This is a genomic window from Bacteroidales bacterium (assembly GCA_014860575.1).
Taxonomy (GTDB): Bacteria; Bacteroidota; Bacteroidia; order Bacteroidales; family JAAYJT01; genus JAAYJT01.
In genome coordinates, this window is sequence record JACZJK010000016.1 from 209912 (window position 1) to 223280 (window position 13369).

At 43.4% G+C, this 13369-nt stretch carries 11 protein-coding genes; 8 read left to right on the forward strand and 3 right to left on the reverse strand.

The annotated features are described in order from the left end of the window. Window positions 1-107: 107 nt before the first annotated feature. From IH597_03710 to hemH, 5 genes are all read left to right on the forward strand, one after another. Complete coding sequence (locus IH597_03710; GenBank protein ID MBE0661552.1) at window positions 108-455, forward strand: hypothetical protein; 348 nt, start codon at window positions 108-110, stop codon at window positions 453-455. A gap of 217 nt (window positions 456-672) precedes the next feature. Beyond that, window positions 673-2772 (forward strand): TonB-dependent receptor, encoded by a 2100-nt coding sequence (locus IH597_03715; GenBank protein ID MBE0661553.1) that lies wholly within the window; start codon window positions 673-675, stop codon window positions 2770-2772. 209 nt (window positions 2773-2981) lie between these two features. Then, window positions 2982-4232 (forward strand): MFS transporter, encoded by a 1251-nt coding sequence (locus tag IH597_03720; protein MBE0661554.1) that lies wholly within the window; start codon window positions 2982-2984, stop codon window positions 4230-4232. 20 nt (window positions 4233-4252) lie between these two features. Then, window positions 4253-5623, forward strand: coding sequence for a protoporphyrinogen oxidase (gene hemG, locus IH597_03725; GenBank protein ID MBE0661555.1), 1371 nt, complete (start codon window positions 4253-4255; stop codon window positions 5621-5623). Beyond that, on the forward strand, window positions 5620-6639 hold the full coding sequence (gene hemH / locus IH597_03730; protein MBE0661556.1) for a ferrochelatase: 1020 nt from the start codon (window positions 5620-5622) through the stop codon (window positions 6637-6639). Before hemG ends, hemH begins: the two co-directional genes overlap by 4 nt. A gap of 182 nt (window positions 6640-6821) precedes the next feature. On the opposite strand, the gene IH597_03735 is transcribed toward hemH, so the two are convergent. Both IH597_03735 and IH597_03740 read right to left on the reverse strand, forming a co-directional pair. Then, complete coding sequence (locus tag IH597_03735; GenBank protein ID MBE0661557.1) at window positions 6822-8345, reverse strand: glycine--tRNA ligase; 1524 nt, start codon at window positions 8343-8345, stop codon at window positions 6822-6824. A gap of 151 nt (window positions 8346-8496) precedes the next feature. Next, complete coding sequence (locus tag IH597_03740; protein ID MBE0661558.1) at window positions 8497-9123, reverse strand: DUF3795 domain-containing protein; 627 nt, start codon at window positions 9121-9123, stop codon at window positions 8497-8499. A 260-nt stretch (window positions 9124-9383) separates the two neighbouring features. On the opposite strand from IH597_03740, the gene IH597_03745 reads away from it, so the two are divergent. The 3 genes from IH597_03745 (at window position 9384) to IH597_03755 (ending at window position 12573) form a co-directional block, all read left to right on the forward strand. After that, window positions 9384-10148 carry a T9SS type A sorting domain-containing protein gene (locus tag IH597_03745; protein ID MBE0661559.1) on the forward strand — a complete coding sequence of 255 codons (765 nt, stop codon included), beginning with the start codon at window positions 9384-9386 and terminating at the stop codon, window positions 10146-10148. Window positions 10149-10222: 74 nt separating this feature from the next. Continuing rightward, window positions 10223-11860: a tail fiber domain-containing protein gene (locus tag IH597_03750; GenBank protein ID MBE0661560.1), complete on the forward strand. Its 1638-nt coding sequence runs from the start codon at window positions 10223-10225 to the stop codon at window positions 11858-11860. Between the two features lie 110 nt (window positions 11861-11970). Next, window positions 11971-12573, forward strand: a complete 603-nt coding sequence (locus tag IH597_03755; protein MBE0661561.1) for a DUF3109 family protein — start codon at window positions 11971-11973, stop codon at window positions 12571-12573. Between the two features lie 12 nt (window positions 12574-12585). Here the strand turns inward: IH597_03755 and IH597_03760 are convergent, their stop codons facing one another. Further along, window positions 12586-13101, reverse strand: coding sequence for a ferritin (locus IH597_03760; GenBank protein ID MBE0661562.1), 516 nt, complete (start codon window positions 13099-13101; stop codon window positions 12586-12588). Between the last annotated feature and the right edge of the window lie 268 nt (window positions 13102-13369).

The window sequence follows — 13369 nt, forward strand, 5'->3', positions numbered from 1 at the left end:
AGACATGTTTCGATGTTTATTTAAACCCGTTCTAAATTTCTCTGATTCTATTTTCTTTTGCAGTACCTCAATACCTTTTTGCTACTTTTGCTCAAAATTGCGCGAGCATGTTTTTCTTCGGACTGTTTTCAACACATTTGCCCTACATCCTGGTTGGCATTATTTACTTTGCCACCTTTGCTTTTGCATCGCTGCAGGCAATGAAGGCTGGTGTTCTGGAAGAACAGCATGAAGAGCAATCCAATGAGATCAGTGTTCAACCCCAAAGCTCCGGCTTTGCTGATGTTTTCTTTTTTGATGAAACCCCTCAGGATTGTTCCGAACCCATTGAACCAAGCGGGCTTCTAAAACTACCACCGACAACTGTAATTGAATTTTTCACTGGCACTGAACCACCGAATTCGTCTTATCTATCCGGACAATTATTTGTCCGCCCCCCACCCGTTTTAGCATAGTTTCAGATTGTCTCCAAAATAACCACCTGCCTGATTGTTCGGGTAGCTGGTTGTATTTAGGCGGTCTCAAAAGGTTGAATCTTGTCATCCTGAACGCGGTTAATGATTTCTATTTATTTGAATATTAGATTCTTATCCGCCGTGGCGGATCAAGATGACAGGGTTTAGCAGAGACAGCATCACAAGGGTATAAATAAATCTTTCTAAAACATACAACATGAACAAGATAAAGCTTATTCCTATTATAGCATTGTTTACTTTAGTGGCAGTTAATATGCAGGCACAATTGGTTTATCTGCAAAGTGATACCATCAAAATGCCACAGGTATTGCTTGACGAGATCACCATCCGCGCACCCAAGGAAAAAACCACCGTCCGCGAATTGCCGGGCTCTGTTTCAATAGTTACTTCCCGCACAATCAACGAAGCCGGAATCAAAACTGTAAAAGACATAACATCACTCACCCCTAATTTCTTTATGCCCGATTACGGATCCAAACTCACATCGCCGGTTTACATCCGCGGAATTGGTTCGCGCATTAATGAGCCTTCCATCGGGCTTTATGTGGACAATGTACCTTACTTCGATAAGGCGGCATTTGATTTTGATTTCTTTGATATTGAGCGCATCGAAGTGCTGCGCGGGCCGCAGGGAACGCTGTATGGCCGCAATACAATGGGTGGAATCATCAACATCATCACCCGTTCGCCATTGGATTTTACAGGCACAAGGTTCATGGTATCGGCAGGTTCATACGGGCAATACGCTGCCGGGATAAGTCATTTTGCCAATCCGGTAGCCAATTTTGGGTATTCACTTTCGCTGAATTACCGTCATAACGATGGGTTCTTTACCAACCAGTTTAACGACAGCAAAGTGGATCACATGGATCTATATGGTTTCAGGAACCGCCTCGTTTGGAAAGTAAATGACAGGTTGACGCTGGAAAATGTGTTGGGCATGGAGTTCAGCAATCAGGGCGGATATCCATATGCATTGGTAACCGATACTGCCAATGTTACAGGCGAGATTAACTACAACCACGAATCAGGTTACGACCGCGACCTTTTATCAAACGGTTTCATCGCAAGCTATAAGGCCGGCGCTTTTGATGTTGTTGCAACTACCTCCTATCAATACCTGAACGATTTCCAGGATGTTGATCAGGATTTCACGGCTAACCCCTTGTTTATCGCCACACAAGCGCAGTTACAGAACATGGTTTCGCAGGAGGTAATTTTGAAGTCGAATAAGAAACAAAGGTATGAATGGCTTGTAGGCGCTTACGGTTTTTACCAGGAATTCGACAGGAATGTGGCCGTAAGCAATCTGCCAGCCAATATGTTGATTCTGCGTGATTTTACCGAAACCAAACAAGGCCTGGCAGTTTTTCATCAGTCTACTGTGAATGATTTTCTGCTCAAAAACTTGTCTCTGGTTCTTGGTGTGAGGTTCGATCTTGAAACCAACCAACTGGCGTTCAGTAATAATGTGCTTGTAAATGAAAACCCTTTCATAAGCAGCGATACTCTGTTCCCTTCCATGCAGTTTACTGTGGTTTCGCCAAAAGTGGCCCTGAACTACTACATGACGGAAAATTCAAACGTGTATGCCCTGGTTTCAAAAGGATATAAAACCGGAGGGTTCAATGCCATTTATGAAGACGAGGAAGATCTGATGTTCGACCCCGAACAAAGCTGGAACTATGAAGTTGGGTTCAAAACGTCATTGATGCAGAATAAATTACAAATGGAAGCTGCCTTATTTTATATTGACTGGAGCAACCAGCAGATTTACCAGACTGTTCCCAGCGGACAAGGTTCCATGTTGAAAAATGCAGGCCATTCGGTGAGTAAGGGCGCGGAGTTAAGCGCCAGGGCAAGGTTGCCGTATAATTTTGAAACAATGCTGTCCTACGGGTTCACACATGCAACATTTATTTCTCATGTGGTAAATGATAACTTGAATTACAACGGGAATTTCATACCATACATCCCGAAACATACTTTTGCAATCCAGTTGAACAAGATGATTGAATTTCCTGAAAATCCAGTTGCTGATCGCATGAAGATCTCAGCCTTGTATCGCGGAGTTGGCGAGCACTACTGGAATGAGAGTAACGGTTATGCTCAAAGCGCTTACGGAATAGCCGACCTCAAGCTGAGAGTGGAACGGAATAAACTGGGATTGGATATTTGGGTCAGGAACCTGTTAAATACTGATTATTCAGCTTTTTATTTTGAGGCAATAGGAAATCGCTACTACCAGCCGGAAAAACCTTTTAACTTTGGAATCAACCTGACACTAAGCCTCTAAATTTATTCGTTCCAGAATAGAGCCTTTTGATAATGAGTTGGCAGTTAGCAATAGGCAGTTGGCAGTAGCAGTAGGCGGTAGCAGTAGGCAGTAGCAGTAGCGGTAGGCTTTACAACTGTATGACAATTGTATGACAACTGTATGACAACTGCATCACAATACAAACGAACAATATATAGGTAAGTATCGAAACTCAAGCACCTGATTTAATGCCCAACACCGACTGGAAGAAGTACCCCGTTTTATTCAATCTTTACATTGCACAGGCAGTACCGATGAGTTTTTTCACTACGGTAGTACCTGTAATTATGCGGCAGGAAAACTACTCCCTGGAAGCTATCGGCATGCTTCAACTTGTTAAACTGCCGTGGGTGTTGAAATTTCTTTGGGCTCCGATAGTGGATAACAACACCAGCAGCCTCGGACACTTCAAGCGCTGGATTTATGTTTCGGAATTCTTTTATGCCGGAATTATTTTGGCAATTGGCTTTTTCAGCCTGCAAGTGAATTTCAGCCTTATTGTGGTGCTTATGTTGCTGGCCGTAATCGCCTCTGCAACTCAGGATATTGCCACCGATGCTTTTGCCATCCACATTCTGAAAAAGAAGGAGAGGGGCTACGGAAACAGTATGCAGTCGGCCGGAGGTTTTGCTGGCCATTTGATCGGTAGCGGTGTGTTGCTGGTTGTGTATTATTACCTGGGATGGTTTTTCCTGCTATTCTTTCTTGCCGTTTTTGTTTTGCTTGCGCTGATACCGCTTGCCTTTTACCGCAAGGCCTGTGATAAACCCGTTGTGCATGGTGTACGTGTGAACCTTGCTGACATCACCGGATTTTTTCGGGTTCCGGGAATGTACAAATGGATCATCATACTATTTTTCTATTATTCCGGCTTAATGGGCATCATGGCAATGCTGAAACCCTACCTGGTTGACCTGAATTACAATGCAAAAGACATTGGCTTGATGGCTGGAATTTTTGGAACCGGCATTGCGTTGGTCGCCTCCATTTTTGCAGGATTTATTGTGAAAAAGATCGGTTACGCGAAATCGCTTCGATACTTTCTTGGATTAAGCTTGCTGGCAGGGATTTACTTTTATGTGATGAGTATTTCGGGTGAACCTACTACAGTAGCAGTGTATGCCGGAATCTTTCTGCTTTGGCTGGCTTATGGTGCTTCTATGGTTGCCGTTTACACTGCAGCAATGGACATGGTGCGACCCGGTCGCGAAGGCACCGATTTTACCTTGCAAATTGTGATTACTCACCTCAGCGGTTTGGTGTTGGGCGTGATGAGCGGAAAATTCGCCGATAGCTTTGGATATGATGGTTTATTTTTGACCCAGGCATTGTTGAGTATTGTGGCTTTTGGATTGTTGATGTTGCTAAAGCCAGATTTGTTGAGAAAGCATGTTGAGAATGAAGTTTCAGAAAATGTTGAACCAAAAGCAAAATGTTAAAACTAAGAACTCTTTGAAGAATGATTGAGGAACGAAGTAAAAAAGTTGTAATCATCGGCGGAGGGCTTACGGGCCTCACCCTCGCATATTTATTGCAGCGCAAGGGTGTTGATTTTATCCTACTTGAAAAAGATGAAAAGGCGGGAGGTGTAATCAGAACCCATCATCATGACGGTTTTACTTATGAAATTGGTCCCAACACCGGAATCATCGCCCACCCGGAAGTAGCCGAGCTTTTCGAAATGCTCTCTCCCGATTGCGAGCTGGAACTTGCCGATCCAAAAGCTGAAAATCGCTGGATACTAAAAAATGGGAAATGGCATGCACTGCCATCGGGATTTCTTGCTGCTGTTAAAACGCCTCTGTTTAGCTGGAAAGATAAATTCGGAATTCTATCAGAGCCATTCCGTAAAAAAGGCGATGACCCGATGGAATCAATAGCCGGACTGGTGAAACGCCGCCTTGGCCAATCCTATCTCGATTATGCGGTGGACCCTTTTATTTCCGGAATTTATGCCGGCGATCCTGATTCACTCATTACAAAATATGCGCTGCCCAAACTCTATGCATTGGAACAGAATTATGGCAGTTTTATCAAAGGCGCTGTCAAGAAAGCCCGGGAGCCACGAAGCCAGCGTGATCGCAAAGCCACGCGCAAGGTGTTTTCAGCTAAAGGTGGATTAGGTAAGCTGATTGCCGCACTCGTAAAAAATATTCCAGAAGAGCGCCTGGTGTTTTCAGCAAAAGACATAAAAATTGCAAAAAACGGTAATGAGTTTACTGTTGGTTTCAAATCCAGCAATGATGATCTGGTGAAGGTTCAGGCTGAAAAAGTTGTAACAACAACCGGCGCTTATACGCTGACGGATTTATTTGATTTTATTGACCCAAATCAGCTGTTGCCGGTTACAAAGTTGAATTATGCAAAGGTGGTTCAGGTGATCATGGCTTTCAGGAAATGGAATGGGCCTGTATTGAATGCTTTCGGTGGCTTGGTTCCAACGAAAGAAAACCGTAAAATCCTGGGTGTGCTTTTCCCTTCGTCCATTTTTCAGAACCGGGTTCCTGAAGACGGTGCGCTGCTGTCGGTTTTTCTTGGTGGCGTTAAGAAACCGGAAATCTACGATATGGATGACACAACATTACTTGAGTTTGTGAATTCAGAGATGACGGATCTTTTACACACCAATCTGTCTGAACCTGCTTTTACCGAAATTCACCGCTACAAACATGCGATACCGCAGTACGATATAGCTTCCCCGCAAAGGCTGCAGCGCATTCACGAACTTGAAGAACAGCATCCGGGTTTGATCCTTGCCGGCAATATCCGCGACGGCATCGGCATTGCCGATCGTATTAAACAAGCCACTGAAATATCAAAGATTATATGAGAACCGCCATCATCCTTGCCAATGTAGGAACCCCGGAAGCGCCAAAGGTTCGTAAAGTTTACACTTACCTCACGCAGTTTCTGAACGATCCGAGGGTGATTGACATTCCCTGGTTATTTAGAAAATTGCTGGTGAACCTGATTATCATCCCTTTCAGGGTTCGCAACTCAACAAAGCTGTATAAAATGCTTTGGACAGAAAAAGGTTCACCGCTGCTTTACCTGTCTGAGAGACTTGCCGGGAAATTGGAAGCAAGACTTGGCAGGGATCACAAGGTTTTTGTAGCAATGCGTTATGGAAAACCTGCTCTGAAGGATGTGGTTCAGCAAATAAAAGAAGGAAAGTTTGACGAGGTGGTGATTGTGCCCATGTTCCCGCAATACGCTTCTTCCACCACCGGCACGGCCACCGATGAAATCCTGAAACAAATAAGCAAGTGGAATGTGATTCCATCAATTCGTTTTATGGGACAGTTTTATGATCATCCCGCCTACCTTGATGCTTTCTTGAAACAAGTGAGCAAATACAATTTAAGCGATTACGACCATTTTCTTTTCTCATACCACGGCCTCCCCGACAGGCATGTGAACAAGGTTCACCCAACTATAAGCGTTCACAACTGCAATTGTGAAGTAACAATGCCGGAACACGGTGCATATTGCTATAAAGCCACTTGCCATGAAACCACGAGGCTGCTGGCTGACCAATTAAAAATTGCGAAAAGTAAATATACCGTTGCATTCCAATCGAGGTTGGATAAAAACTGGCTCACACCTTTTTCCGACAAGGTTATCGTTGACCTTGCAAAATCCGGCAAAAAGAAAATTCTGGTCTTTGCCCCATCCTTTGTAACCGATTGCCTTGAAACCATTATCGAAATTGGCGTGGAGTATGAAGAATTATTCAAAGAAAACGGTGGAGAAACCATGCAACTCGCTGAAGTGCTGAATGATTCGGATATTTGGGCGGAGGGGTTGAGGGAGATGATATTGGGTCCAAGCGGAAAATTGATTTGAACCACATAGACACATAGCACACATAGAAAAGACATAATCTTGAAAGTCTGGAAACAATTGGTTTTAGTAACCTTACAGTTTTAAAAGTCAAATCTGTACAATTTTGCAATCGGATTGCAAAACTGTACAGAATTATAAGGAATGACCCTGATTAATTAAAAACTTGATGAGTAATTCTTCGGCTATTGCGGCCTGAGTTTCTTTCTGATAATTTCCTGTAATTGCCCGATATCAACCCTTTCCTGCATCATGCTGTCGCGTTCGCGGATGGTGACGGTATTGTCTTCGAGGGTTTGGTGGTCAACCGTGATGCAGTAAGGCGTGCCAATGGCATCTTGCCGACGATAACGGCGGCCAATGGAATCCTTCTCCTCAAACTGGCAGCGGAAATCAACTTTTAACTCGTCCATGATTTCGCGGGCTTTTTCGGGCAGGCCGTCTTTGGCAACAAGTGGAAGCACGGCTGCTTTTACGGGTGCCAAAACAGGCGGAATTCGTAAAACTACCCGCTCGCTACCATCGTCGAGTTTTTCTTCTTCGTAAGCATTGCTGAGTACAGCAAAGAAAGTGCGGTCGAGGCCGATAGAAGTTTCGACAACGTAAGGAACATAGCTCTCATTGATTTCCGGGTCGAAATACTGGAGCTTTTTACCAGAGAATTTCTGATGGGCACTAAGATCAAAGTCGGTGCGGGAATGAATTCCTTCCAGTTCCTTAAACCCGATGGGAAACTCAAACTCAATATCGCAGGCGGCATTGGCGTAATGCGCCAGTTTATCGTGGTCGTGAAAACGATATTTCTCAATAGGCAAACCCAGCGAAAGATGCCATTTCATGCGTGCTTCCTTCCAATAGGTATACCATTCCATTTCGGTTCCCGGCTTCACAAAAAACTGCATTTCCATTTGTTCGAACTCACGCATGCGAAACACAAATTGACGGGCTACAATTTCGTTTCTGAATGCTTTCCCTATCTGTGCGATCCCAAAGGGGATTTTCATGCGGGCTGATTTCTGAACGTTCAGGAAGTTCACGAAAATCCCCTGTGCGGTTTCGGGTCGCAAATAGATAGTGTTCGCACCTTCGCTGAGAGAACCTATTTGCGTAGAAAACATCAGGTTGAACTGGCGAACCTCTGTCCAGTTGCGGCTGCCGGAAACGGGGCACACAATTTCGAGGTCTTCGATGAGGGTTTTAAAAGCAGCCATATCTTCTTTTTCCATGGCCGAATACAACCTGCTCTTGATTTCCCCGATTTTCTGCTGGTACTCTACGATGCGGGGATTGGTTTCAAGAAAAAGCACACGGTTAAAGCTATCGCCAAAACGTTTTGCGGCTTTTTCGGCTTCTTTTTCTATTTTCTCTTCAATTTTAGCAATGTGATCCTCAACCAGAACATCGGCTCGGTAGCGTTTTTTTGAATCCTTATTGTCAATCATTGGATCGTTAAAAGCATCCACATGGCCTGAAGCCTTCCAAATGGTGGGGTGCATGAAAATGGCTGAATCCAGCCCAACGATATTTTCGTGGTGCTGTACCATGGCTTTCCACCAATGGTTGGCAATATTCTTTTTCAGCTCAACTCCAAACGGGCCGTAATCGTACACAGCGCTAAGTCCGTCGTAAATTTCACTGGATTGAAAAACAAACCCATACTCCTTGGCATGGGATATTATTTTTTTGAGGGAATCTTCGTTTTTTATCATGGCGCAAAAGTAGAAAAAAAATAAGCGCTGATTGATGCAGGCCAACCGTATGGTTTTCCTTTATACAAGCTGAATTCATTTGCTTATCTCTGCGATGTATTCAATTTTTCAGGATAGCATTGTGCTACATTTCGGATTTTGCCGGTTTGAATTATCGCTTATTATTCAGCTTCAATTCTATGTTCAGTGAATCAGCAACTTTAATTAAGAAATCTTTAATATGCCTGCTCTTTTCTTTGAGTTCAAGCTCGTTATTCAGGTTTTGCGCAAAACCAAGGGTTTCATGTAATTTGTCCACGGGTAGTAAAGCACAACTGAGACAATAAAAACCTTTTGAGCGGCCATCATCATAATTGTTCAACAGTTCATTCAAAATCTCCATTCGTGTCTTCTGGTTTTCTAGGAACTTTTCAATCCCTTTGGACTGGATGAAATCAAGATTTGCAAAAACCTTTTTATGGGTCACAAATGAGTCATAGCCATTTTTCTCTGAATCAAATCGTTTGCAAGGATACTCCGGGCAATCGGAACAAACTTCAAACTTGTTTTTGATCACGCAGCAAGTCAGAAATCCACACGAAGGATGTTTCTCTTTAAAGTTCAATCCGCCACAACCCGGGCAAGCCGAATTTCCTGAGGTATAGAACCGGGGGCATAGCCCACAATCTATTCCACAGCTTCCTATAGTTTCATATTGCTTTAATTTCTCTGCCATTTTGTTGAGAACCGGATAGCGCGGGATTTGATTTCGTTCCAGCTTAAAGCCATAAGTTTTCATTGAAAAACAAATATAAGTCTTTTGTTGTGCCGAAAACCACAACAACAGGATTCTTCAGGTTTGGCTACCAGGGCTGATACTTTATTGAAGTTTTAGTATTCAAAATAAACCAAATTGTATTTTTCTTGTTTAAAACAATTATAAATAGCATCAGGGTGAAATATAATCTCTTACAAAACTTCATGAACAAACTACCTTTTGATGTACGCTGATCACTCTGGAACGCCTTATTACCTTGCTAGTAAAGAAATACATACAACATGAAGCATACAATACTTTTCTTACTTTATATGACAACCCTCTTCTGGACAACCAATAGCCTTTTTGCACAACAGGGATTTGTTGCCTTTGGCGGCGAAGCCACAGGCGCAGGTGGCAACCTGAGTATTTCCGGCGGTCTGATTGATTTTGAATATTATTCATCCGCCCAGGGGAGTCTGAGTCTTGGGCTGCAGCATAGCTGGGATGAGATTGCCAGTATCCCGCCATTACTTGAAGTACCCAACACTATCGTTGGCAACGGTCAACTGCTTTGTTTCAATGCCACACAAACAGTAACTATAGCAGGCGATGGGAAACAATTTACCGTTCAGAATGGAGGCCATGCCGACATAATTGCAGGCCAGAATATTTTTCTGTTGCCGGGAACCGTGGTTTTACCCGGTGGAAGTCTTCATGCATACATTTCAACAGAATATTGCGATGATTCGGAAAGCATACTTGCGTCAGCAGAAAATGAATCTTATCAGGAGTTTCAGGGTTTCGAACCCGAAAGAAGCAGTAATTTTTTCAGTGTTTTTCCGAACCCTACTTCAGGAAACCTGACACTTGAAATGACTGATAATAAGGGGTTCTCAAGCATCCGGATTGAGATATTCAATGCACAGGGCAATCTGATCCTCACCACCAATGAAGCAGTTGCAAAACAATACAGCTTAAGCATAGCAAATAAACCGCCGGGTGTTTACCTCATCAGGGTATTAAGAGATTTAGAAATTGGAATTCAAAAGATTATCAAATATTAATCACGCCAATTTACATACACACCCACTTTGAACCAATTTTCCCAGGCAAAAGAATAACAACTAAACTCAAAAACATGAAAAGGATAATTACTACAACAATCTTATCATCATTGATCATCGGTGTAATGGCACAGGCCCCATTGCGGATCGGTTACCAGGCTGTGGTTCGCGATAACAGCAATCAACTCATTGTTAACAGTGAGGTTGGGATCAGAACCACTATTCTGCAAGGATCGCCTGAGGGAACGGTCATTTATCAGGAATTGCATTATCCCAATCCGGAAACAAACGTCAATGGACTTGTAACACTTCAAATTGGCGGCGGCTTGCCACTTCAGGGTTCTATCAACGATCTGCAACTGGATCAGGGCCCATTTTTCCTCAAAACTGAAACCGATCCCAACGGAGGAACCACTTATACAATTACCGGCACTACGGAGTTTTTAAGCACACCGTATTCATTGTATGCCAATAAAGCAAATCCTGTTGGTCCGGCCGGAGGTGATCTGACAGGTACTTATCCAAATCCTGCAATAGCAAATTCGGCGGTTACAAATGCCAAATTGGCCAACAATTCAGTTACTACAACTAAAATTGCCAACAATGCCGTTACTGGAGCAAAAATTGCTGATGGTGCTATCACTCCAGAAAAGATCGCTAACGGTGCCGTTACTAGTGAAAAACTGAACAGCATGGGGGCAACTATAGGAAATCTTTTAAGCTATAATGGATCAGCCTGGACACCAGTGGCTAAAAATACAGTAAGCCCCTGGAATATCAAATTCAATGGTGATATTGATTTTCCTAATGGCCGTGTACACATAGGCCCAAGCTGGGGCTCTATGCCATCCAACTGGAATCTTACCGTGTTAGATACCACACCTACATACCTTACTGTTGGCGGTACTACTTTTAATACAGGCGTAAATGGTGGTTTATCGTTCACCGAAGGTTTCAATAGCATTGGCTCATGTGGGTTTGATTTTTTTGTTGATGGCAATGCTTTTGGTTATACCGGCTTGTTTCTGGTTGGCGGCTGTCCCACAAAAAATGACACCATCTTTGAGGCGAACCGCTTTGGTGAAATAACCTTCCGGGACCAGGTGACCATACACTCCCATGATGTCTTGGCCACAAATACTTATGCAGACTTCCAGGTAAACCACCGGGCCTTAGCCAATACAACCACCACATCAACCAACAGAAGAAAAGGGATCGCACTCAGAAGCTACAATACTTCTACCCGTCAATGGAATATTGCTACCCGCGACAACAACAACCTCGAGTTTTTCTATAATGGCACGTTGAGGGGTACCTTCAGCGCTGCAAACGGGGTTTATACTTCGAGTTCTGACCGGAAACTGAAAACGGACATTGAGCCTTTGCCGTCCGTGCTTTCAAAGGTGAAATCCCTCGAAGCCTTCAGCTACCGCTTTGAATGGCAAACCGAAGAAGAGCAGGAACGCAGCATCGGTTTTATGGCACAGGATGTAATGCAACATTTTCCGGAACTGGTTTACGAAGCTACTCATGATGACGAAGAAAGCTGGTATCAATTGAATTATTCGGGATTTGGAGTTATTGCCCTGAAAGCTATTCAAGAGCAGCAGGTAATAATCGAAACCCAGCATGAAAGAATTGCAGCGCTCGAACAGAAGTTAAATGAAGTGCTGATGCAAATTGAAGCGTCAGCAATCAAGGCTGAAAAGTAATTTCATCAAGCGCAATCAGAGCGTTTGAAAATGATAGCTTGTCAAAGCTTTAGGCATCACATTTAGAACCCAGACAGGCTGTTGTTGAAATTTACCTTACTTTTGTCCTCATGATTCCTGTTGGAGAAACCCTTGTATCCGATGATGTTGCTAATGTTCGCTTTTGCTGCGATCTGCCCCGCTGCCTTGGTGCATGTTGTGTGGCGGGCGATGCCGGAGCCCCTTTGGAAGAGGATGAAATAGCGCAAATACAGGACAGCCTTGAAGAAATAATTCCTTATATGGTCACCAAAGGAATTGAGGTGGTTCGGGAGTCAGGTGTTTTCGATTACGATGCGGCAGGTAATTTTGTGACTCCCCTAGTGAATGGCCGGGAGTGTGCCTTTGTTTATTTCACCGGCAAGATTGCACGCTGTGCCATTGAGAAAGCCTATGATAGCGGCAAGATTGATTTCCGTAAGCCGGTTTCCTGTCATTTATATCCTATCAGGATTACATCCTACAACGGCTTTGAAGCAGTAAACTACCACAAGTGGTCAATTTGCAACAAAGCGCTTACCAACGGCGCAAAACTTGATTTTCCTTTGTTTCGCTTCCTCAAGGATTCTCTGATCCGGAAATATGGCGAAGCGTGGTATAATGAGCTGGTGGAAACTATCATGCAGATGAAAAAAAACCCTGAGAGCAGACCGCTTCAGGGTTATTCAAATTAATTTATCAATAGCTTATTCGCCTACACCTGCTTCAGGAGCTACTGCAAGAGCCGATAATTCCTTGTCAATATGGAAAAGTCCGCCCTTGGCATCACCAGCCAGCTTAAGCTGGTCAAGCACACCTTTTACGAGGCTTTCTTCTTCAATTTGTTCCTGAACAAACCATTGAAGAAAATTATGCGTGGTGTAATCCCGCTCTTCTATACAAAGGTGAACGATTTCGTTAATGCTATGCGTTACATGCACTTCGTGCTTCATCACCTCTTCAAACAAAGAACTGAGGTTGCCAAACTCAAGCTTGGGTTGCTCAAGCGATTGCAATTCGGCATGTCCTCCACGATCGTTCAGGTATTTTAAGAATTTCAGTTGGTGCATACGCTCTTCATCACTGTGCTTGTAGAGGAAAGCTGCCGCTCCGGGATAACCCTGTACCTCACACCATGAAGCCATGCTCATATAAATGCGTGAAGAATGTTCTTCCAATGCAATTTGATCATTGATTGCTTTTGCAATTTTTTCGGAAATCATAATTTATTCATTTTTTGTGGTTAAATATGCCTGTTAATAAGGATACTAAAGTAACAAAGCCAGTTTGTTTTTGTTTTACAGACCCGGAAAATTGAGAATTAAGAGCGTCATGCGGTTGTGATACGATGGTCATACAGTTGAAATACATGGTCATACAATTGTCATACAGTTGCTACAGTTCATCTCCATTACTCCAATACTCCATCACTCCAACCAATCAACCAAAGATCAAAGCCCAAAATCCAAAAAATAAATTCAAAATGGATGT

Coding starts and splice junctions, on each gene's coding strand:
- hemH (MBE0661556.1), top strand. CDS start 5,620: ATGAGAACCGCCATCATCCTTGCCAATGTAGGAACCCCGGAAGCGCCA.
- IH597_03740 (MBE0661558.1), bottom strand. CDS start 9,123: ATGAAAACTTATGGCTTTAAGCTGGAACGAAATCAAATCCCGCGCTAT.
- hemG (MBE0661555.1), top strand. CDS start 4,253: ATGATTGAGGAACGAAGTAAAAAAGTTGTAATCATCGGCGGAGGGCTT.
- IH597_03735 (MBE0661557.1), bottom strand. CDS start 8,345: ATGATAAAAAACGAAGATTCCCTCAAAAAAATAATATCCCATGCCAAG.
- IH597_03750 (MBE0661560.1), top strand. CDS start 10,223: ATGAAAAGGATAATTACTACAACAATCTTATCATCATTGATCATCGGT.
- IH597_03745 (MBE0661559.1), top strand. CDS start 9,384: ATGAAGCATACAATACTTTTCTTACTTTATATGACAACCCTCTTCTGG.
- IH597_03710 (MBE0661552.1), top strand. CDS start 108: ATGTTTTTCTTCGGACTGTTTTCAACACATTTGCCCTACATCCTGGTT.
- IH597_03715 (MBE0661553.1), top strand. CDS start 673: ATGAACAAGATAAAGCTTATTCCTATTATAGCATTGTTTACTTTAGTG.
- IH597_03755 (MBE0661561.1), top strand. CDS start 11,971: ATGATTCCTGTTGGAGAAACCCTTGTATCCGATGATGTTGCTAATGTT.
- IH597_03720 (MBE0661554.1), top strand. CDS start 2,982: ATGCCCAACACCGACTGGAAGAAGTACCCCGTTTTATTCAATCTTTAC.
- IH597_03760 (MBE0661562.1), bottom strand. CDS start 13,101: ATGATTTCCGAAAAAATTGCAAAAGCAATCAATGATCAAATTGCATTG.